Annotated in this window: 18 protein-coding genes and 1 pseudogene; 10 read left to right on the top strand and 9 right to left on the bottom strand. The window is 69.6% G+C overall.

Going from position 1 to position 18919, the window contains the following annotated elements:
* Nucleotides 1-40 precede the first annotated feature (40 nt).
* On the top strand, nt 41-694 hold the full coding sequence (locus tag J2X34_RS12620; protein ID WP_114720386.1) for a helix-turn-helix domain-containing protein: 654 nt from the start codon (nt 41-43) through the stop codon (nt 692-694).
* A gap of 7 nt (nt 695-701) precedes the next feature.
* On the opposite strand, the gene J2X34_RS12615 is transcribed toward J2X34_RS12620, so the two are convergent.
* Entirely contained in the window at nt 702-1439 is a 738-nt protein-coding gene (locus tag J2X34_RS12615) for an IclR family transcriptional regulator (RefSeq protein WP_114720384.1), read from the bottom strand.
* A 134-nt stretch (nt 1440-1573) separates the two neighbouring features.
* Between J2X34_RS12615 and J2X34_RS12610 the strand changes: the two genes are divergently transcribed.
* Nucleotides 1574-3007, top strand: coding sequence for an acyl-CoA synthetase (locus tag J2X34_RS12610; protein ID WP_429517526.1), 1434 nt, complete (start codon nt 1574-1576; stop codon nt 3005-3007).
* Nucleotides 3004-3786 (top strand): enoyl-CoA hydratase/isomerase family protein, encoded by a 783-nt coding sequence (locus J2X34_RS12605; protein ID WP_114720380.1) that lies wholly within the window; start codon nt 3004-3006, stop codon nt 3784-3786. The genes J2X34_RS12610 and J2X34_RS12605 overlap by 4 nt, the downstream gene beginning before the upstream one ends.
* Before the next feature lie 68 nt (nt 3787-3854).
* Here J2X34_RS12605 and J2X34_RS12600 read toward each other — a convergent pair.
* Nucleotides 3855-4309, bottom strand: a pseudogene (locus J2X34_RS12600) (FAD-binding oxidoreductase); the annotation flags it as partial.
* Here J2X34_RS12600 and J2X34_RS12595 point away from each other — a divergent pair.
* Together J2X34_RS12595 and J2X34_RS12590 are read left to right on the top strand one after the other, a co-directional pair.
* The gene (locus J2X34_RS12595; protein WP_429517524.1) at nt 4293-4820 is read left to right on the top strand and encodes a GntR family transcriptional regulator; all 528 of its coding nucleotides are present in this window, start codon (nt 4293-4295) and stop codon (nt 4818-4820) included. The pseudogene J2X34_RS12600 and the gene J2X34_RS12595 sit on opposite strands and share 17 nt — an antisense overlap.
* 32 nt (nt 4821-4852) lie before the next feature.
* The gene (locus J2X34_RS12590) at nt 4853-6349 is read left to right on the top strand and encodes an adenylate/guanylate cyclase domain-containing protein (RefSeq protein ID WP_114720378.1); all 1497 of its coding nucleotides are present in this window, start codon (nt 4853-4855) and stop codon (nt 6347-6349) included.
* Between the two features lie 16 nt (nt 6350-6365).
* On the opposite strand, the gene J2X34_RS12585 is transcribed toward J2X34_RS12590, so the two are convergent.
* Together J2X34_RS12585 and J2X34_RS12580 are read right to left on the bottom strand one after the other, a co-directional pair.
* Entirely contained in the window at nt 6366-7934 is a 1569-nt protein-coding gene (locus tag J2X34_RS12585; RefSeq protein ID WP_181818720.1) for a molybdopterin-dependent oxidoreductase, read from the bottom strand.
* A gap of 73 nt (nt 7935-8007) precedes the next feature.
* On the bottom strand, nt 8008-8241 hold the full coding sequence (locus J2X34_RS12580; RefSeq protein ID WP_114720376.1) for an RNA-binding S4 domain-containing protein: 234 nt from the start codon (nt 8239-8241) through the stop codon (nt 8008-8010).
* An 85-nt stretch (nt 8242-8326) separates the two neighbouring features.
* Between J2X34_RS12580 and lysX the strand changes: the two genes are divergently transcribed.
* On the top strand, nt 8327-11677 hold the full coding sequence (gene lysX / locus J2X34_RS12575; protein WP_114720486.1) for a bifunctional lysylphosphatidylglycerol synthetase/lysine--tRNA ligase LysX: 3351 nt from the start codon (nt 8327-8329) through the stop codon (nt 11675-11677).
* A gap of 13 nt (nt 11678-11690) precedes the next feature.
* Nucleotides 11691-12371, top strand: coding sequence for a DUF998 domain-containing protein (locus tag J2X34_RS12570; protein ID WP_258557765.1), 681 nt, complete (start codon nt 11691-11693; stop codon nt 12369-12371).
* Between the two features lie 88 nt (nt 12372-12459).
* Here the strand turns inward: J2X34_RS12570 and sigJ are convergent, their stop codons facing one another.
* From sigJ to J2X34_RS12545, 5 genes are all read right to left on the bottom strand, one after another.
* Entirely contained in the window at nt 12460-13365 is a 906-nt protein-coding gene (gene sigJ, locus J2X34_RS12565; RefSeq protein WP_114720372.1) for an RNA polymerase sigma factor SigJ, read from the bottom strand.
* On the bottom strand, nt 13362-13844 hold the full coding sequence (locus tag J2X34_RS12560) for a hypothetical protein (protein ID WP_429517520.1): 483 nt from the start codon (nt 13842-13844) through the stop codon (nt 13362-13364). Before J2X34_RS12560 ends, sigJ begins: the two co-directional genes overlap by 4 nt.
* Nucleotides 13772-14611 carry an FAD-dependent oxidoreductase gene (locus tag J2X34_RS12555; RefSeq protein ID WP_429517518.1) on the bottom strand — a complete coding sequence of 280 codons (840 nt, stop codon included), beginning with the start codon at nt 14609-14611 and terminating at the stop codon, nt 13772-13774. Before J2X34_RS12555 ends, J2X34_RS12560 begins: the two co-directional genes overlap by 73 nt.
* A 199-nt stretch (nt 14612-14810) precedes the next feature.
* Nucleotides 14811-15104 carry a putative quinol monooxygenase gene (locus tag J2X34_RS12550; protein ID WP_114720368.1) on the bottom strand — a complete coding sequence of 98 codons (294 nt, stop codon included), beginning with the start codon at nt 15102-15104 and terminating at the stop codon, nt 14811-14813.
* Between the two features lie 56 nt (nt 15105-15160).
* A complete protein-coding gene (locus J2X34_RS12545) occupies nt 15161-15682 on the bottom strand; it encodes a hypothetical protein (protein WP_429517516.1) in 522 nt (173 codons plus the stop codon).
* Nucleotides 15683-15736: 54 nt separating this feature from the next.
* Between J2X34_RS12545 and J2X34_RS12540 the strand changes: the two genes are divergently transcribed.
* The 3 genes from J2X34_RS12540 to J2X34_RS12530 are packed head-to-tail and all read left to right on the top strand — an operon-like array spanning nt 15737 to nt 18876.
* Entirely contained in the window at nt 15737-16408 is a 672-nt protein-coding gene (locus J2X34_RS12540) for a TetR/AcrR family transcriptional regulator (RefSeq protein WP_429517514.1), read from the top strand.
* A 3-nt stretch (nt 16409-16411) separates the two neighbouring features.
* A complete protein-coding gene (locus tag J2X34_RS12535; RefSeq protein ID WP_114720364.1) occupies nt 16412-18073 on the top strand; it encodes an FAD-binding dehydrogenase in 1662 nt (553 codons plus the stop codon).
* Nucleotides 18070-18876, top strand: coding sequence for an SDR family oxidoreductase (locus J2X34_RS12530; protein WP_114720362.1), 807 nt, complete (start codon nt 18070-18072; stop codon nt 18874-18876). The genes J2X34_RS12535 and J2X34_RS12530 overlap by 4 nt, the downstream gene beginning before the upstream one ends.
* Nucleotides 18877-18919: the final 43 nt, after the last annotated feature.

Below are 18919 nucleotides of genomic sequence, written 5' to 3'. Positions count from 1 at the left end.
ACCCCACAGGTCGACCGTCGAGCGAACAGCGAAAGAGAAGATGAGCATCACCGACCCCCAGTCGCCCGGAGAGCCCGAATCACTGGCACCAGGACGGCGCTGGCACCTCGCCGAGAATGCCTACGAGGAAGCGCTGACAGCGTTCGAGTTCGCAATTCTCCAGGTGGAGGGCAGCTTCCAGCGGTTCGCGGTCCAGTCGATTCGTGTCGCGGCCGACCTCGATCTGGGATTCAACGAGGTGGTCGCGCTGCACGTCGTGCGCATGCAGGAACGGTCGAAGGACACCGCCACGATCGCCCAGCTGACCAATCGCGACGACCTACCGAACCTGCAGTACAACCTGCGCAAACTCGTGAGCATGGGGCTTCTCGAACGCACCAAGTCCGGAACCTCGTCGGTCTTCACCGTCACCGCGAAGGGCCGCGAAATCACCGATCGGTACGCGCAGCTGCGTCGCCAGACCCTTGTGTCCAACCTCGAAGAGCTGAGCGACATCACCACCAAGATGCACCATGCAGTGCGGTCGATGCAGGTGCTCACCGGCCTCTACGAGGCGGCCAGTCGCGAGCTGGCCACCATCAACACCGCGATGTTCTTCGAGCCGCTGCCTGACGAAGCGCCTGCGGCCGAGACCGAACCGCCGAAGAAGGTGGCCGGCAAGACACGCGCGCGGAGCAAGCGCACTCAGTCCTGACTCCCCGTCAGGACAGGAACCGCTCGATCGCAGCCCGTGCGGCCAGCGCCTTCTCGCCGTACTCCTGATAGAGGTCCGGGGTCAGGCGAGATGCCGGACCGGAGACGCTGAAACAACCCCGCACGGCGCCTCCCCGCCCCCGCAAGGCGACCGCGACTGCCGCGATCCCGTCGTGCAGTCCCTGATCGGTCACTGCATACCCACGACGGCGGATCTCCGCGATCTCGCTGCGCAACGCTTCCGGATCGGTCACCGTGCGGCCGGTCACCGGGGCGAGCTCGGCCGACAGGAACTGCTCGACCTGGGCGTCGGGAAGCGACGCGAGGTAGGCCTTGCCGTTCGACGCCGCATGCAGGGGCAGCCGCGTCCCCAACGGCAGGAAGGCTCGTAGCTGGTGAGCGCTGTCGAGGCGCTCGACCAGCACCAGTTCGTCGCCGTCCGGAACCGCCAGGTGAACGGTCTCTCCCGTCTCCACCTGCAGCCGACTCAGCTCCGGAAGCGCCACGTCCCGCAGGTCGTCTCCCGCCGAGAGGGCACTGCCCAGGCTGAAGGCCTTGCCGGTGATCACCCACCGACCCGCATCGTTGGTCGCGGGCCGCAACCATCCTGCGTCGGCCAGGGTCTTGAGGCATCGCTGAACCGTGCTCTTCGGAACGTCGAGCCGCTTACTGAGTTCCGACAGGCCGACCGGCTGCGCCGCCGCTACCTCCTCGAACACCCGGAGCGCGGTGAGAACGCTGTTCATTCAAGACCTTTCACACACGTCGGTTGACGTCGAGCATCGCGGGCTATAGATTAGCCGGACCACATCGTAGCACGGTGGTCCACCATGTGGACCGATGCCGTCCGGTAGGGACTTCGAGAAAGGACCCTTCACCGATGACCACCCTCACGCCTCGGCCGCTGCTGAAGTCGCTCGTCGATCCGGGCACCGGCATCGACGGCCGACCCGCGGTCCGCGTCGGAGACGACACCCTCACCCGATCCGACCTGATCGCTGCGGCGGCTGCCGTGGCCGATGAGATCGGCGGCGCCACAAGCGTTGCCATCGATGCGACGGCAACGATCGAGACGGTGATCGCGGTGACGGGATGCCTCATGGCCGGCGTGGCAGCGGTACCGGTACCACCCGACTCGGGTCCGGCCGAACGGCACCACATCCTGAAGGACTCGGACGCGCAACTCTGGCTAGGCGGTCAGCGAGGGGACGTCACACTCCCCCACGTCCCGATCGACGTACGAGCGCGATCGGGATCGACGCACCGCGAGCCCGATCCCGCCACCCCCGCGATGATCATGTACACCTCGGGTACGACCGGCGCCCCGAAGGGCGTCGTGCTATCCCGTTCCGCCGTCGCGGCAGGGCTGGACGGGTTGGCCGACGCGTGGGACTGGAGTCCGGACGACACCCTCGTTCACGGACTTCCGTTGTTCCACGTGCACGGGCTCATTCTCGGAGTCGTGGGGGCACTTCGGCACGGCTCACCGCTGGTGCACACTGTGCGCCCCACTCCGGAATCGTATGCAGCGGCCCGTGGTTCGCTCTACTTCGGCGTCCCCACCGTGTGGTCCCGCATGTGCGCCGACGAGTCCGCTGCCCGAGCGCTCGGCTCCGCACGGCTCCTCGTCTCGGGCAGCGCCCCACTGCCGGTTCCCGTCTTCGAACGCATGACGGCACTCACCGGATCCGCGCCGATCGAGCGCTACGGAATGAGCGAGACCCTCATCACGCTGAGCACGCGGTTCGACGGTGAACGACGCCCCGGTTGGGTGGGGTTGCCGATCCGGGGAGTCGCAGCCCGGCTGCGGGACCAGTCCGGTGACCCGGTGGCACACGACGGAGAATCCCTCGGTCAGTTGGAGATCGCGGGCGCGACCCTCTTCGACGGATACCTGGGCAACTTCGACAAGACCGCCGAATCGATGACCGACGACGGGTGGTTCAAGACCGGCGACATCGCCGTCGTCGACGAACAGGGCTTCCACCGTATCGTCGGGCGAGAATCGATCGACATGATCAAATCGGGTGGCTACCGGATCGGCGCCGGCGAGGTGGAACAGGCGCTGCTGAACCACCCCGGCGTCCAGGAGGCCGCGGTCGTGGGCGTGCCGGACGACGATCTCGGACAACGGATCGTCGCGTACATCGTCGGCGACTGCCACGACCATCGCGAACTGTCGAACTTCGTCGCGCAGACACTGTCGATCCACAAGCGTCCGCGCGAGATTCGCGTCGTGGACGTCCTGCCCCGAAATGCGATGGGCAAGGTGCAGAAGAAACTGCTCGTGGATGCCTTCCAGGCGGGTGGATGAATACACCGGAAGGACCGGGCCGGGTCCTGACCACGGTCGAACATCGTGTAGCGGTCATCACGATCGACCATCGGCGCCGCCACAACGCCCTGACCGGAGCGATGCTCGACGAATTGACGGCCACGCTCACCCGGCTGGCGGACGATCCCGCCGTCTCCGTGGTTCTGGTGACCGGCGCCGGGTCGCACTTCTGCGCCGGGATGGATATCCGCGAGCTACGGTCGGCGCGGGCGTCCGGCATCCGCATGGAAGACCGGGTGACCGATGCGGAGGAGGCGCTGGCGGCGTTCCCCAAACCGACGATGGCGGCGATCGCGGGATACTGCATCGGCGGTGGCGCACAGCTCGCGCTGGCATGTGACCTCCGTGTGGCCGCCGAGAACGCCGAGTTCGCGGTGACGCCCGCGAAGCTCGGCGTGATCTACCCGGCCCGGACGATCACTCGGTTGGTCCGCACGCTCGGGCCCGCGACCGCAAAACGCCTGGTGATTACCGGCGACCGGATGGATGCCGAGACGGCACTACGCGTGGGACTCGTCGCGGAAGTCGTTCCCGCAGAAAGTCTGTGGTCCCGGGCCGCCGACTTGGCGGCAACGATCGCCACTCGGTCCTCGATCACACAACAGGCCGCCAAACAGATGATCGACGCGGCAGCGGGGCAGGGAATCGGCAGTAGACTCGAGGACCGCTGGATCGAGACGCCCAACCCGGATCTGGAAGTCGGCCTCGACGCGTTCCTCTCCGGCACAGTTCCGAGGTTCAGCGGTCCGGTGCCCTGAAGGATGTATCGAACAGCGCAGTTGCCGAGTCACAGTCGCGCGATCCGCGGCCGGAAAGTTCGGTTCCGTCAGAAGCCGCGACCCGGGTTGAGGATGCCGGTGGGCTCGAAGACGGACTTGATGCCCGCCATCAGTTCGCGCACGGCGGCGCCCACCATCGACTCCATGTAGGGCTCCTCGAGGACGCCGACGCCGTGCTCGCCGGTGATCGAACCGCCGAGCGCGAGGCAGGCGGCGACGAGGTCGTCGAACGCGGCCCGCGCCCGCGCGGTCACGTCGGGGTCGGCGGCTTCGAACACGATGGTGGGTTTCCGTCGGCGGCGTGCCCGAAGGTGCCGATGAGCACGTCGTGGCGGGCGGCGATCTCCTCGATCGCGGCGAGCATCGCCGGCAGCTGCGGGACGGGGACGGCGAGGTCGTCGAGGAGCGTGCTGCCCTGGCGTTCGAGGGCGGTGAGCGCGACGCGGCGGGCCTGCATGAACTCCTCGCCCTCGGCAGGATCGGCGGTGTCGTACACCTCGGCGAGGGGCTGCTCCAGCGGGGGCGCGCACAAGACCGCCCGGGTGCTGCACCTGGGCCCGGACGACGTGCGCGACGTCTACCGCACCCGCGCCCGGGTCGAGTCCCAAGTGCTGCGCGAACTCGCGGCCTCCCGGACCGTGCCCGAGCAGGCGGTGACCGCGAACGCCGAGATCGTCGTGCTCACCGATGGTGCGCCGCTGTCGGTGGTGGACCCCGACATGCGGTTCCACACCGCGCTCGTGGACGCCGTCGGGAGCGCGCGCACCAGCCGGATCTTCCGGACCCTCGTCTCCGAGGTACGGCTGTGCATGGTCCAGGTGCAGGGCAAACACCTGCTCACCACGTCGAGCATCGCGGCCGAGCACCAGCAGATCCTCGACGCGATCGGCGACGGCGACGCCGACCGCGCGGTGGACGTCCTCACCGACCACCTCGGCCGCGCCCGCGAACGCCTCGCCGCCGTGCTGGGCGGGGTGTCCGGACCCGAGGCCGCACTGCCCGAACCCGACTAGGTCGGATCGGGGCCGCGGCCTACGCTGGGGTTATGTACCCGCCTGGAACGAGGTACGTCGAGCGTGACGGGCACGCGCTGGCATATCAGGTCGTGGGCGAGGGCGGCGAGAACAGCACGGACGTGGTCCTGTTTCTCGAGATCGGCCTGCATCCCGATCTCATGTGGACCGATCCCCACATCCACTACGTCTTCGAGCGGGCCGCGACCTTCTGCCGGATGGTGTACTTCCAGCGCCGCGGCTTCGGCCTGTCCGATCCGGTCGACCACGTCCCCACCCTCGAACAGCAGGCCGACGACGTGCTCGCGGTCATGGACGCGGTCGGGATGCACCGCGCCACCCTGGTCGGCATCGGCAGCACCTGCGGGGCCCTCGCGTTGATCGCGGCCCGCGCCCCGGACCGGGTCACCGGAATGGTCTTCCAGCAGCCCTTCGTCGAGGGCGCCCTCCGCGAGGGCGTGGACCTGCCGCGGGGGTGGACCGGCCAGTCGCGGGACCGCTTCGTCGACGGATGGCGGGCCGTCTACGACGACTGGGGTTCCGGCCAGGTCATCGCCATGTGGGATCCGACCCAGGACTCGCCGTTCAATCGGCGGCTGATGGCGCTGCTCGAGCGCTGTTCGGCGACCCCCGCCACCGCCCGCGCACACCTCGAATGGTTGTTCCGGGTCGACTACTTCGACACACTGGCCTCCGTCCAGTGCCCCACCCGTGTCCTGCACTCCGCGCGGAGCGCGGTCCCGTTGGAAGCCTCCCGGCAGATCGCCGCAGCGATTCCGCACGGCACGCTGCACGTACTGCCCCCGCTGCCGCCCGGCACCTCGATGGGTGAGGCCTGGATACCGGTCCTCGACCACATCGAGGAGGTCGCGACCGGGGTCCGTCGGCTCGTCGACGCCGAACGCTATCTCGCGTCGGTGCTGTTCACCGATGTGGTCGCGTCCACCGAGACGCTCGCCCGGATCGGTGACAGCCGCTACCGCGATCTTCGCGCCGCGCACGAGCGCCAGGTGCGCAACGAGGTCGAGGAGACGGGCGGACGCCTGGTGAACGTCGCCGGCGACGGCACGCTGAGCGTGTTCGACGGTCCGGTCGCCGCGGTCCGGTGTGCACGCACCGTGTGCCGCCAGGCCCACCAACTGGGGCTCGGCGTACGAGCGGGCGTGCACACCGGCGAACTCGAGGGAATCGGAACCGAACTGACCGGGATGACCGTGCACGTCGGCGCGCGCATCGCGGCGGCCGCCGGCCCCGACGAGGTGCTGGTCTCACGGACGGTGCGCGACCTCGTCGTCGGCTCCGGACTGGTCTTCACCGACCGTGGTGACCACGACCTCAAGGGCGTCCCCGGGCACTGGCGGTTGTACGCACTCACCGAAACCTGCGACAGTTCCCGGGCGATGTCCCGAAACCCGTTGAGTCTGAACATGATCGATCGTCTGATTCTGGGTACCGCGCGCCACGCACCGCACCTGCTGCGGGCGGCCGGGCGGATCGCCGTCTCGCGCCAGCACCGTCGGGCCCACTGACACCCCGGGACCGCGGTCAGGACACCGTGACCGTGCACGAGTGCCATCCGCTGGCACCGTCGGGGATCGGCGCCGTCCGCTTCTCGGTCTGGGTGTTGCCGTCGAGGTCGGTGGCCCGCACCTGCAGGTTGTGCACCCCGGGCGGGGCGTCCCACTGCCACGTCCACTGCCGCCACGTGTCGATCGAGTACGGCGGCGCGAGCGTCGCGGTCTGCCACTCGCCGCCGTCGACGCGGACCTCGACCCTCGCGATGCCGCGGTGCTGCGCCCACGCGGTCCCCGCGACGACCCTCGGACCGGCGGTGATCCTCCCGAACGCCGCGGGCACGTCGATGCGCGACGCCGTCTTGATCGGCGCCTGCTCCGCCCACCCGCGCCGCGTCCAGTACGCCTCCGCGCGGTCGAAGCGTGTCAGTTCCCAGTCCACCACCCACTTCGTCGCCGAGACGAACCCGTACAGACCGGGCACCACCTGACGGACCGGGTAGCCGTGCTCGAACGGCAGCGGTCGACCGTTCATCGCGACCGCGAGGATCGCGTCGCGGCCGTCGCGCAGCACCGCGACCGGCGTCCCGACGGTGAACCCGTCGGAGCTGGTGGACAGCAGCATGTCCGCGGTGGGCGAGACGCCGACCTCGTCGAGCAGATCCGCGATCCGGTAGCCGATCCAGGTGGCGTTGCCCGCGAGGTGGCCACCGACCTCGTTGGAGACGCAGGTGAGCGTGACGGCCCGTTCGATCGGTGTCCGCGCGGTCAGGTCGTCCCACGTGAGCGTGACCTCGCGATCGACCATGCCGTGGATGCGCAGGCGCCAGTTCTCGGTGGTGAGCATGGGGACCTGCAGCGCGGTGTCGATGCGGTAGAAGTCGTCGTCGGCGGTGATGAAGGGGGTGGCGTCGGGCACCGCGATGTCGGTGCCGGGCGCGATCGGAGCCGCGCGGTCGGCTGCGGCGACGCCGGGCAGGGTGAGGTTGCTGCGGTTCCGGATCGCCCCGGAGACGGTGCCCGCCAGGTAGCGGCCGGTGGCCGCGGCGGCGGCAGCCGCGGCGGCCACCGATGCAGCCCGGATCAGGAAGGTGCGCCGTGGCATGCCCGAGACCTCGACGGCGGCTCCCTCCGGAACCCGTGCCCGCGCGGTGAGCACCCGCAGCGTGAGGATGCCGGCGGCCACACCGGCGATCGTCGGCAGCGCGTGGACAGCGGTGGCGCCGGGACGGTGGGTCGCGGCGTACACCCCGACGATGCCGAGCGCGAGCAGGATCGCGCTGCCGTACGGGCGCCGCGGCTGTTCGATCATCCCGGCCACCGCGGCGAGCAGCACGATCAGGATGCTCATGCCGACGAACAGGGCCGGCTTGTCGCCGGTGCCGAACGTGGTGATCGCGAACTCCCGCGCCCACGCGGGACTCCGATCGACGGTGGTGGAGCCGACCGCGAAGAACGGTGAGGACTCCGCGCCGATCGGCACCGACAGCAACTCCCCCACACCCAGCACCATCGCGGCGGCCAGCACGCCGGACAACGCTCGCGACAGCAGGTGCCGACGCGGGACCGTCGTGGTCCCCGAACCCTCACTCGCCGTCATGCCGTCCCGCTCCCTCCCGGCGTCCGTCGGGGAGTGGGCGCCGACGCGCCGTGCGGGTGGATCGGACCGAGCGTTACTGCGCCTCGGGACCGCTCACCCGTGCCGACATCCCACCGATCTCCACGACGTCGCCGTCGCGCAACTGTCGACCGCGACGGATCTCGACCTCGCCGTTGACGCTCACGAGCCCGTCGGCGATGACGCCCTTCGCCTCGGCGCCCGAATCGATGAGATTGGCGAGCTTGAGGAACTGACCCAGGCGGATCGACTCGTCACGGATCGGCACAGCGTCCACAGCGTCAGACATGCCACCATCATCCTCCTTCGCCCCAAACAGCCCTTCGACGCCTCACACTGGAGACAGACACCACACCGTGACGGGAAGGACCTCGATGGCCACGAGCACCGGCACCCCTGCCGATGCGGCGGAGAACCCGGAACAACACCGGTCCTCCCTCGCGCCGAAACGCGGACACCTGAGCGAAGTTCCACACATCGCGGGACTCGTCCTCGGGGTGTTCTCCGTCCTGGTGTTCCTGTGGAGCCTGTCGCCGGCGCTGCGGTACCTCGTCCACACCCCGCGCGTGTACGTCGAGAACTACTATTTCGACGCCCCGGACACGAGCTTCGCGTGGGCACTGGTCCTCGGGCTCGTCGCCGCCGCGCTCGCGAGCCGCAAGCGGATCGCGTGGTGGCTGCTCACGATCTACCTGACGGTGTTCGCGGTGTTGAACGCCGTGACGGCCGTGGTCGACAAGAACATCAACTCCGCCGTCGCGTTCGTCGTGCAGCTGGCGGTCATCGGGATCCTGATCGCCGCGCACAAGGAGTTCTACACCCGGGTCCGACGCGGCGCCGGCTGGAAAGCCCTCGGGGTGCTGGTGGCCGGTCTCGCGGTCGGCACGCTCCTCGGCTGGGCGCTGGTGGAGATGTTCCCCGGCACCCTGCCGTCGGGCCAACGGTTCTTCTGGGCCCTCAACCGCGTCACCGCGCTCGTGGTGATCGAGAACGAGCAGTTCGACGGCCACCCGCACGCGTTCGTCAACACCCTACTCGGACTGTTCGGCGCACTCGCGCTGCTCGCCGCGGTGATCACGCTGTTCCGATCGCAGCGGGCATCGAACGCGTTGACCGGCAACGACGAATCGGCGCTGCGCGGGCTGCTCGACGCGTACGGCGGAGGCGATTCCCTCGGCTACTTCGCCACCCGACGCGACAAGGCCGTCGTCTTCGCTCCGAGCGGCAAGGCCGCGGTGACCTACCGAGTCGAGGCCGGGGTGTGCCTCGCCAGCGGCGACCCGATCGGCAACCCGGAGGCGTGGTCGCACGCGATCGACGCGTGGCTCGAGCTCGCGTCGAAGTACGGCTGGGCTCCGGCGGTGATGGGCGCGAGCGAGGCTGGCGCCACCGCCTACAAGCGGGGCGGACTGTCCGTCCTCCAACTCGGCGACGAGGCGATCCTCGAGACCCGCGATTTCAGCCTGAACGGCCGCGAGATGCGGCAGGTGCGCCAGGCCGTGCACCGCGTCCGCAGGCAGGGCGTCACCGTCCGGATCCGACGCCACCGCGACATCCCGCCCGCCGAGATGGCCGACGTGATCTCCCGCGCCGACAGCTGGCGCGACACCGAGTCCGAGCGCGGCTTCTCGATGGCCCTCGGACGGCTCGGCGACCCCCTCGACGGTGACTGCCTGCTGGTCGAGGCGATCGGACCCGACGGTGGCGTGCTGGGCATGCTCTCGCTCGTGCCGTGGGGTTCCAACGGGGCCTCGCTCGACCTGATGCGCCGCAACCCGCTCGCCCCGAACGGCGTCAACGAACTGATGATCACCGAGCTCGCGACCCGCGCGGACGAGTTCGGGGTGATCCGGACATCGCTGAACTTCGCGGTGTTCCGGTCGGCGTTCGAGGAGGGTGCCCGCATCGGCGCCGGCCCGATCCTGCGCGTGTGGCGCTCGATGCTGCTGTTCTTCTCCCGGTGGTGGCAGCTCGAGGCGCTGTACCGCTCCAACGTGAAGTACCTGCCGGAGTGGGCGCCGCGCTACCTGTGCTTCGACGACAACCGGCAGCTGCCCCGCGTCGCGATCGCGTCGGCCATCGCCGAGGGCTTCCTGACGCTGCCGAGTTTCGGTCACCGCACCGACGCCCTCGCCCACACCGGCCGTCACACCGCGGTACCGGAAGCGTTGGCGCACTCCGGGATCCTGCACGCGGACGGCAGCGCACCGGACGCCGCCCCGATTGCCGCGGAGATCGTCCCCGCCAAGGTCGATCCGACCGGGCCCCGCCGCCCCGAGCAGGTCCGGGTACGGATGGACAAGCTCGAGCGCCTGGCCGACGAGGGCATCGACCCCTACCCCGTCGCCTATCCCCCGACCCACACGGTCGCCGCGGCCGCCGCCTCGCCCGAGGGCACGCGGGTGCGGATCGCGGGCCGACTGCTGCGAATTCGCACGTACGGCGGTGTCGCGTTCGCGGTGCTGCGGGACTGGTCCGGCGACATCCAGGTGCTGATCGAACGAACCGCCGTCGGTGACCGCCTCGACGAGTTCTCCGCCGACTTCGACCTCGGGGACCTCATGGAGGTCAGCGGGACCATCGGCCGCAGCCGCAAGGGCGAGCTGTCGCTGCTGGCGACGGACTGGCGGATGAACGGCAAGTGCCTGCACCCGCTGCCCGACAAGTGGAAGGGCCTGACCGACGCCGAGACCCGGGTGCGGCAGCGGTACGTGGACCTCGCGATCAACCCCGAGTCGCGGCGGCTGCTGGCCGCACGCACCGCGATCGTGAAGTCGCTGCGCGACACGCTGTCCGGTCGCGACTACCTCGAGGTGGAGACGCCGATCCTGCAGCGCATCCACGGCGGCGCCAACGCGGCCCCGTTCGTCACCCACATCAACGCGTACGACCTGGACCTGTACCTGCGGATCGCGCCGGAGCTGTTCCTCAAGCGACTGTGCGTGGCCGGAATGGAGAAGGTGTTCGAGATCGGGCGCGTGTTCCGCAACGAGGGCGTGGACTTCAAGCACAACCCGGAGTTCACGATCCTCGAGGCGTACGAGGCGCACAGCGACTACGAACGCATGATGGTGTTGTGCCGCGAGCTGATCCAGGCCGCGGCCGTCGCCGCGCACGGCAGCCAGACGATCATGCGGCCCGGACCGGACGGCGAACTGGTCGCCGTCGACATCTCCGGCGAATGGCCGGTCAAGACGATGCACGGTGCGGTCGCCGAGAAGGTCGGCGTCGAGGTGACCCCCGAGACGCCGCTGGAGATCCTGCAGAAGCTGTGCGACGAGAACGAGATCGAGTACCAGAAGAGCTGGGACGCGGGTGCCGTCGCGCAGGAGATGTACGAACACCTGGTGGAGGGGCAGACCGAGTTCCCGACGTTCTACACCAACTTCCCGACGTCGATGTCGCCGCTGACCCGGCCGCACCCCACCATTGCGGGCGTGGCCGCGAAGTGGGACCTGGTGGCGTGGGGCATGGAACTGGGCACCGCATACAGCGAGCTGACCGACCCGATCGACCAGCGGCAGCGGCTCACCGAGCAGTCGCTGCTCGCGGCCGGCGGCGACGCCGAGGCGATGGAACTGGACGAGGACTTCCTGCAGGCCCTCGAGCACGCGATGCCGCCCACCGGTGGCCTCGGCATGGGCGTCGACCGGATCGTCATGCTCATCACCGGCGGCAGCATCCGCGAGTCGCTCGCCTTCCCGTTCGCCAAGCCGCGGAACTGAGGACGCGGTGACGATGACCGTCCGGCGGTACCTGCTCGCCGCGCTGCTGATCGCGGGCGCGATCCTGTACTCGTCGTGGGTACTCGCGTTCTTCCTGAACACCGGGGAGGGCCCGTTCGAGGGGTTCGCCAGCCAACTGGCGGCGACCGATCAGGAACACGGGATCCTCTACCGCAGCGGTGACCTGCTGACCGGGATCGTGCTGACGATCGCCGCGCTGGTGGGGCTGACCATCCGTCCGTGGCGATTCCTCACCGTCGTCGGCTGGATCGCGCTCGGTGTGTTCGCCGTCGGCACGATCGCCGATTCCCGGCTGCCGCTGCGGTGTTCGACGCCCGCGTGCGAGGCGGCGCAGGTGCCGCTCACCCACCAGTGGCACGCACTCACGAGCACGCTGTCGGTGACGGCGGCGGTGGTCTCGGCGCTCGCGTTCATCATCGCGATCTACGTCTACCGCGCACCGCGGGCGATGTGGTGGGCCGGGCTCACCGTCGTGGTGCTGTTCCTCGTCGGCACGCTGTGGATGCTCGTCGGCGTCGACGACCCGTCGGGCAGCCACAGCTGGCTCGGCTTCGCCCAGCGCGTCGAACTGCTGTCGATGAGCGGGTGGATGGTCCTGGTCGCGGCGACGGTCCTGAACGACCGGACATGGCGGGACGTGCACGGGGTGTCCGGTTCTGCCGGTTCCACGTGAAACCCCGCTCCCCCGCGTTTTGCGCACTCATCGGTGATATGCGAGCCCGAAACTCAACGATAAGTGCGCAAAACGCGGCAGGGAGGGATCAGACCGGCTCGGCCCAGGCCCCCAGTTTGTCGGGGTTCATGATGATCGCGATCTCGTGGACACGTTCGTCCGCGACGGCGAGATCCAGGACCGCGGCCACCTGATCGTCGAACGAGATGACCACTCCGGTGCGGTTGTTCACCGACGCGAACCGCGCACCCAGCGTGAGTCCACGCGCCTCACTGAGTCCGACGATGCCCAGCAGATATCGCGCGACCCGCTCGACACCCACCACCGGCACCCGCGCGATGCCCGGCATTCCGCCGCCGTCGGCGCGGGACACCACCTCCGGCGCGAGAACGGCCGTCAGAGCGTCGATGTCGCCGGTGGCGCAGGCCGCCGTAAACGCGGCCACCACCTGCCTCCGCTGCTCGTCCTCCGGCTGGAACCTCGGCGCGGACCGCAGGTGACGCCGCGCCGTGGACGCGAGCTGACGGCACGCATCCGGTGTCCGGCCGACGACGTCCCCGATCTCCGCGAACGGCATACCGAACACGTCGTGCAGGATCAGCGCGACCCGCTCGCCCGGCGTCAGCGACTCCATCGCCCGCATCAACGCCACCGACACCGACTCGTCGAGCGTCACCGCATCGGCGGGATCCGGTGGCCGTCCGCTCACGGTCGCCGGGCCGATGGTGCCGGGCACCGGTTCCGGCAGCCAGATGCCCGCGTACGACTCCCGCCGGGCACGGGCAGACCCCAACTGATCCAGGCAGATCCGGCTGACCACCGTCGTCATCCACGCGAGCGGCTCGCGAATCGACGCCCGCTCACCGTCCCCGAGTGCCTGCCACCGGACGACAGCGTCCTGCACGGCGTCCTCGGCGTCGTGGGCCGAGCCGAGCATCCGATACGCCACACCGAAAAGCTGTTTGTAGTCGGAGGATTCGGGAACGAGATTCATCGGATCTCCTCCACCACCCGGGACGCCGCGCGCGGGCGCGGCCCCTTGGGGGTCTTGTAGGCGCCGGGCCGGGTCCGCTCGGCGCGCATCTTGTCGACGGTCATCCGGCAGATCGACTCCTTGATCATGGCACCGAGCCGCCCGGACGCCGCGACCGGGCGCGGACGGTCGTCGGGGTGGACCAGTTGGAGGTACCCGGCCTTGCGCCCCAGGCTCATGCACTGGGCCACCAGGCCGAGGGACAGCGTCGGGGGCCGCGCGCCCCGTACCCGTGCCAGCACGGTGTGGGCGGCGTGCCCACCGAGCGGCATCGCCACCGCGCACGCCATGCGCAGGTGCGCACCCACCTCGGGCGGCGCGACGACGGCATCACCGGCGCCGACGATCGCGGGGCTGTCGATACTGGTCAGCGTCGAGTCGACGCGGAGGCGTCCGGCGGCGTCCGTCGCCAGTCCGCTGCGCGCGGCGAGGTCCGGCACGGTGAACGAGGCGGCCCACACGCACACGTCGAACCCGAGAACGGTCCCGTCGGCGGTGAGCAGTTTTCGCGGTCGCGTACCTCGGTCACGCGGGTGTCGTCCCGCCACGCGACACCGAGCCGGCGGAGGGTGGCGAGCACCCGACTGCGGGCGGCATCGCGCATGAAGCCGGCCACGCCACCCGCCGACACCATCTCGACGGCGAGATCCGGGCGGGCGGCACCGATCTCACCGGCGATCTCGATCGCCGTCGAACCACCGCCGACGACCCGCACCATCGAACCCGGCGCGAGCGCGGCCACCGCTGCGCGCAGGGCCTCCGTCGAATCGGCGTCACCGGCGTGGTGGGCGTGCTCGCCCACGCCCGGGACGGACCGGTCGGTGTTGCTGCCGACCGCGTACACGAGGGTGTCGTATCCGACGGATTCGACGCCGTCACCGACGGCCACGTCCACGCGGCGCCGGGCCGCGTCGATCGCCGTCGCCGACCCCACGACGATCTCCGCATCGCCGTGCAGCAGGTCCCGTAGCGGCACCGCCGCCGTCGAACGGGTGCCCGCCGCGACCTCGTGCAGGCGGATGCGCTCGACGAAGTCGGCGCGGGGATTGACCACGACCACAGAACAGTTCCGGGCCGGGTCCTCGCCCGGCACCCCGCCCCGGCTCGACAAGATCCGGTTGGCGGCGAGCACCCCGGCATACCCTGCGCCCAGGACCACCACGCGGTGAACCGGCGCCGACGGACGGTCGGAATACAGCTTCGTCATGACGGTCTCCCGTGCCTCTCGCCCGCCGGTTGCGGGCTCCTGCACTACTGACGACAGAGGACGCGAAAACGTGAGATCGGTCGGCGTGATGTCGGACACCTGTCACGGCGATCGGAACCCCCCGATACCGCGATTTGCGCACTTATCGCTGATCCGCGGGCCCGAACAGGGCCGGTAAGTGCGCAAAACGCGGGCAAGATCAGGAAACGGGGCGCAGCGGGTGGATGCCGGGGGCGGCCGAGAGGTGCGAACCGAAGGCACCGGCCGCCTCACGCATGTGCGGGGACTTCATGTGCGCGTCGAGCGCGTCCTGACCCGCCCACACCTCGACCACGACGAACGTGCCCGGCGCCGACGCCGACTCGTACAGGTCGTACGACACGCAGCCATCCTCCTTGCGGGTGGCCTCCGCGAGCGTGGTGAGCGCGGCACGCACCACGTTCTCGGATCCGGACTTGGCCGGAATGGTCGCTACGACATGCAGATTCGACATCAGATCCTCTTTCTGTGAGCGCCGCCACAGCGTGCGGCTTCCCGACGGTACCCTGGTCAGCCCACCAAACGGCGCAGATAGGCCTGTGCCCGTTCGGAATTCCAACCGAACACCTCGCGAAGTCCCGTCGTCATCGTGGCGAGATACGGGGCCGACGGCTCGGTCGGGGCGACGTCACCGCGGCCCACGACGGACGTGAACGTGCGCAGCGGCGCGCCGTCGCAGGTCCCGAGATCGACGATGCGGTCGTAGCAGGGCGGTTCCTGCGCATGGATGTCGTCGAACTGCTCGGCGGTCACCAGATACGCGCAGGCGGCGGCATCACCGGGCACCTCCGGGTCGTAGAACGCGCGCCCGCCACCCCACACGAGGGATTCGCCCGCGAAGTACACCGTGCCGGGCAGTCGGACGGCGACGCGGTCGGCGGGCGCGCCCGGATCTCGGGCCCCGGTGTACGTGCACCCTCCCCCGGCCGGACATCCGCCGCGCAGGTAGCAGTCCAGGCGGGCCCGCGACATGTTGGACCCGTAGCTCACGTACCAGACCTGCACAATTCCGACGGTACGCGCCCTGTTCATCGGATACAGTTTTGTATCGAAAGGGTTCTCCGATCCTGAAACCGGGGGTGACCAGTGCAGACGTCCGAATCCACGACCGGCGCCGCGGGCGCCGACGCCAAGCCCCGGCGGGTCACGAAGCGACGCGCGGAGACCCGCCAGCGCCTGCTCGACGCCGCCGGCGAGGTATTCGCGGCGGAGGGGTTCGGACGCTCCACCGTCGAGCAGGTCTGCGATCGGGCCGGCTACACCCGGGGCGCGTTCTACTCGAACTTCACCTCGCTCGACGAGTTGTTCCTCGCCATGTGGGAGCAGCGCTCCGCACAGATGCTCGACGGCATCCGCACCGCCCTCGCCGACGCGGCCTCACGGCCGTCGACCATGACACTCGAGCCGGCCGTCGCGCTCGTCCTCGCGGCCATCCCCGTCGACGACGCGTGGTACCGCATCACCGCCGAGTTCACCGCACACGCACTGCGCAACCCGGCACTCACCCGCGTGATGGTGGCACGGGAGGACGCGATCCTGCAGACGATCATGCCGATCATCGAGGACGCCCTCGCCGCCGCGGGCCGCCGGGTCACCGATCGGGAGGCGCTCGGCCACGCGCTCGTCGCCCTCCACGACGGCACCAGCATCCAGGTCCTCATGGAACCCCACAACGAGGCGGTGCGGCAGGCGCGCGAGCGCCTGTTCGTCACCGTCGTGAGCAGTTACAGCAGCAGTACCGATACGGACAGGAGATAGGCCGTGGCAACAGAAGCCGACGTCATCGTGGTCGGAGCGGGACTGGCAGGTCTGGTCGCGACACACGAACTCGTCAAGGCCGGGCGCAGGGTACTGGTCGTCGACCAGGAGAACGTGGAAAACCTGGGCGGGCAGGCTTTCTGGTCGCTCGGCGGGCTCTTCTTCGTCGACAGCCCCGAGCAGCGCCGGATGGGCATCAAGGACTCACGTGAACTGGCCCTGCAGGACTGGATGGGCAGCGCCGGCTTCGACCGTGACCGTGAGGATCACTGGCCCCGGCAGTGGGCCGAGGCGTACGTCGACTTCGCGGCCGGCGAGAAGCGTTCGTACCTGAACGATCTGGGGCTGCGGCTGATGCCGAACGTCGGCTGGGCCGAGCGCGGCGCCGGACTCGCGTACGGTCACGGCAACTCGGTGCCGCGGTTCCACATCACGTGGGGCACCGGCCCCGAGGTGGTGCGGGTCTTCCGCGAGCCCGTCCTCGACGCCGCGAGCCGCGGCCAGGTCACCTTCCGCTACCGGCACCAGGTGGACGAGCTGATCGTCGAGTCCGGCGCCGTGGTCGGCGTCCGCGGCACCGTTCTGGAACCGTCCACCGAGCCGCGGGGCGTGAAGTCGTCGCGCACTCCCGCAGGCGAATTCGAGTTGCGCGCCCAGGCGGTCGTCGTCACGTCCGGCGGCATCGGCGGCAACTTCGAACTGGTGAAGAAGAATTGGCCCGTCGACCGCCTGGGCCGTGCGCCCGAGCGGATGATCACCGGGGTCCCCGCGCACGTCGACGGCCGCATGCTCGGGATCACCGAGGACGCCGGCGGCAACATCGTCAACCGGGACCGCATGTGGCACTACACCGAAGGCATCGTCAACTGGGATCCGATCTGGCCCAACCACGCGATCCGCATCATTCCCGGCCCGTCCTCGCTGTGGTTGGACGCGACCGGCAAGCGCCTGCCGGTGCCGCTGTTCCCCGGCTTCGACACCCTCGCCACGCTGAAGCACATCCTGAGCACCGGGCAGGACCACTCCTGGTACATCCTCACGCAGTCGATCATCGAGAAGGAGTTCGCGCTGTCGGGGTCCGAACAGAACCCCGACATGACCGGCAAGGACCTCAAGCTGCTGCTGGGCCGCGTCAAGAAGGGGGCGCCGGGCCCCGTCGAGGCCTTCAAGCAGCACGGCGAGGACTTCGTGGTCCGCGACAACCTGCGCGACCTCGTCGACGGCATGAACGCGATCAACCCCGGTCCCCCGCTCGATTACGCGCAGGTGGAGCGGGAGGTGACCGCCCGCGACCGCGAGGTGGACAACTCCTACTCCAAGGACATGCAGATGATGGCGATCAACAACGCGCGTTCCTACCTGCCGGACAAGGTGATTCGCGTCGCCAAGCCGCACCGTCTGCAGGATCCGGCGCACGGGCCGATGATCGCGGTGCGCCTGAACCTGCTCACCCGCAAGACCCTCGGCGGCCTCGAGACCAACCTGGACTCGCAGGTGATCCGGCCCGACGGCAGTGTCTTCGACGGCCTCTACGCGGCCGGTGAGGTGGCCGGGTTCGGCGGCGGCGGCGTGCACGGCTACAACGCGCTCGAGGGCACGTTCCTGGGTGGTTGCATCTTCTCCGGACGGGCCGCCGGGCGCGCACTGGGACGGAGCCTCGGATGAGCGCGGGCCGTACCGCGCTGGTGACGGGTGCGTCGTCCGGCATCGGCCGGGAGGTGGCACGCCTGCTGGTGGCGCGCGGCTACCGGGTGCTGGGTACCACCCGCAATCCCGCTGCCCTGCAGGACAACTCGAGGGTCAGGGGGGTCGAGTACCTCGCCCTGGACCTGTCCGACCGGACGAGCATCGAGGCGTGCGCGCGGGCCGCGGGCGATGTGGACGTCCTCGTCAACAACGCCGGCGAGAGCCAGATGGGCCCGTTCGAGGAGCTGCCCACCGACGCGATCGACCGACTGTTCCAGGTGAACGTCCTCGGCGCGGTACAGCTGACCCAGTTGCTGCTGCCGAGGATGCGCGAGCGAGGCTACGGCCGAGTGGTGATGGTGGGCTCGATGCTCGCGAGCTTTCCGCTCGCGTTCCGATCGTCGTACGTCGCCGCGAAGTGCGCGCTCAAGGGGTTCGCGTCGGCGGCGCGCCGCGAGCTGAGCCCGTTCGGGGTGTGGCTCACCACCGTCGAGCCGGGCACCATCGCGACCGGCATCGGCGACCGCCGCACCCGCTACATCGGCGACGGATCCCCCTACACGGGCGACTACACGACCGTCGCGAATGCGATGCAGCGCAACGAGGATCGCGGCATCCGGGCCGAGAAGGTGGCCGAGCTGGTCGTCAAGGCGATCGAGGCGGACAAGCCGAAGCCGCTCTACGCCGTCGGCAACATGGCACCGCTGGTGTTCACCGTGCGCCGCCTCGCGCCGCGCGCCGTCACCGAGAAGATGATGGCCCGCTTCCACGGCCTGCGCTGACGCCGACGGACGTCCCGCCGATCCCCCGACGGATCGACGGGAC

The organism is Rhodococcus sp. BE178 (assembly GCF_050433545.1).
Classification (GTDB): domain Bacteria; phylum Actinomycetota; class Actinomycetes; order Mycobacteriales; family Mycobacteriaceae; genus Prescottella.
This window is presented reverse-complemented; position numbering and strand designations above follow the sequence as displayed.

Coding starts and splice junctions, on each gene's coding strand:
- J2X34_RS12610 (WP_429517526.1), top strand. CDS start 1,574: ATGACCACCCTCACGCCTCGGCCGCTGCTGAAGTCGCTCGTCGATCCG.
- J2X34_RS12555 (WP_429517518.1), bottom strand. CDS start 14,611: ATGACGAAGCTGTATTCCGACCGTCCGTCGGCGCCGGTTCACCGCGTG.
- lysX (WP_114720486.1), top strand. CDS start 8,327: ATGGCCACGAGCACCGGCACCCCTGCCGATGCGGCGGAGAACCCGGAA.
- J2X34_RS12550 (WP_114720368.1), bottom strand. CDS start 15,104: ATGTCGAATCTGCATGTCGTAGCGACCATTCCGGCCAAGTCCGGATCC.
- J2X34_RS12590 (WP_114720378.1), top strand. CDS start 4,853: ATGTACCCGCCTGGAACGAGGTACGTCGAGCGTGACGGGCACGCGCTG.
- J2X34_RS12545 (WP_429517516.1), bottom strand. CDS start 15,682: ATGAACAGGGCGCGTACCGTCGGAATTGTGCAGGTCTGGTACGTGAGC.
- J2X34_RS12530 (WP_114720362.1), top strand. CDS start 18,070: ATGAGCGCGGGCCGTACCGCGCTGGTGACGGGTGCGTCGTCCGGCATC.
- J2X34_RS12605 (WP_114720380.1), top strand. CDS start 3,004: ATGAATACACCGGAAGGACCGGGCCGGGTCCTGACCACGGTCGAACAT.
- J2X34_RS12585 (WP_181818720.1), bottom strand. CDS start 7,934: ATGACGGCGAGTGAGGGTTCGGGGACCACGACGGTCCCGCGTCGGCAC.
- J2X34_RS12620 (WP_114720386.1), top strand. CDS start 41: ATGAGCATCACCGACCCCCAGTCGCCCGGAGAGCCCGAATCACTGGCA.
- sigJ (WP_114720372.1), bottom strand. CDS start 13,365: ATGAATCTCGTTCCCGAATCCTCCGACTACAAACAGCTTTTCGGTGTG.
- J2X34_RS12580 (WP_114720376.1), bottom strand. CDS start 8,241: ATGTCTGACGCTGTGGACGCTGTGCCGATCCGTGACGAGTCGATCCGC.
- J2X34_RS12615 (WP_114720384.1), bottom strand. CDS start 1,439: ATGAACAGCGTTCTCACCGCGCTCCGGGTGTTCGAGGAGGTAGCGGCG.
- J2X34_RS12570 (WP_258557765.1), top strand. CDS start 11,691: ATGACCGTCCGGCGGTACCTGCTCGCCGCGCTGCTGATCGCGGGCGCG.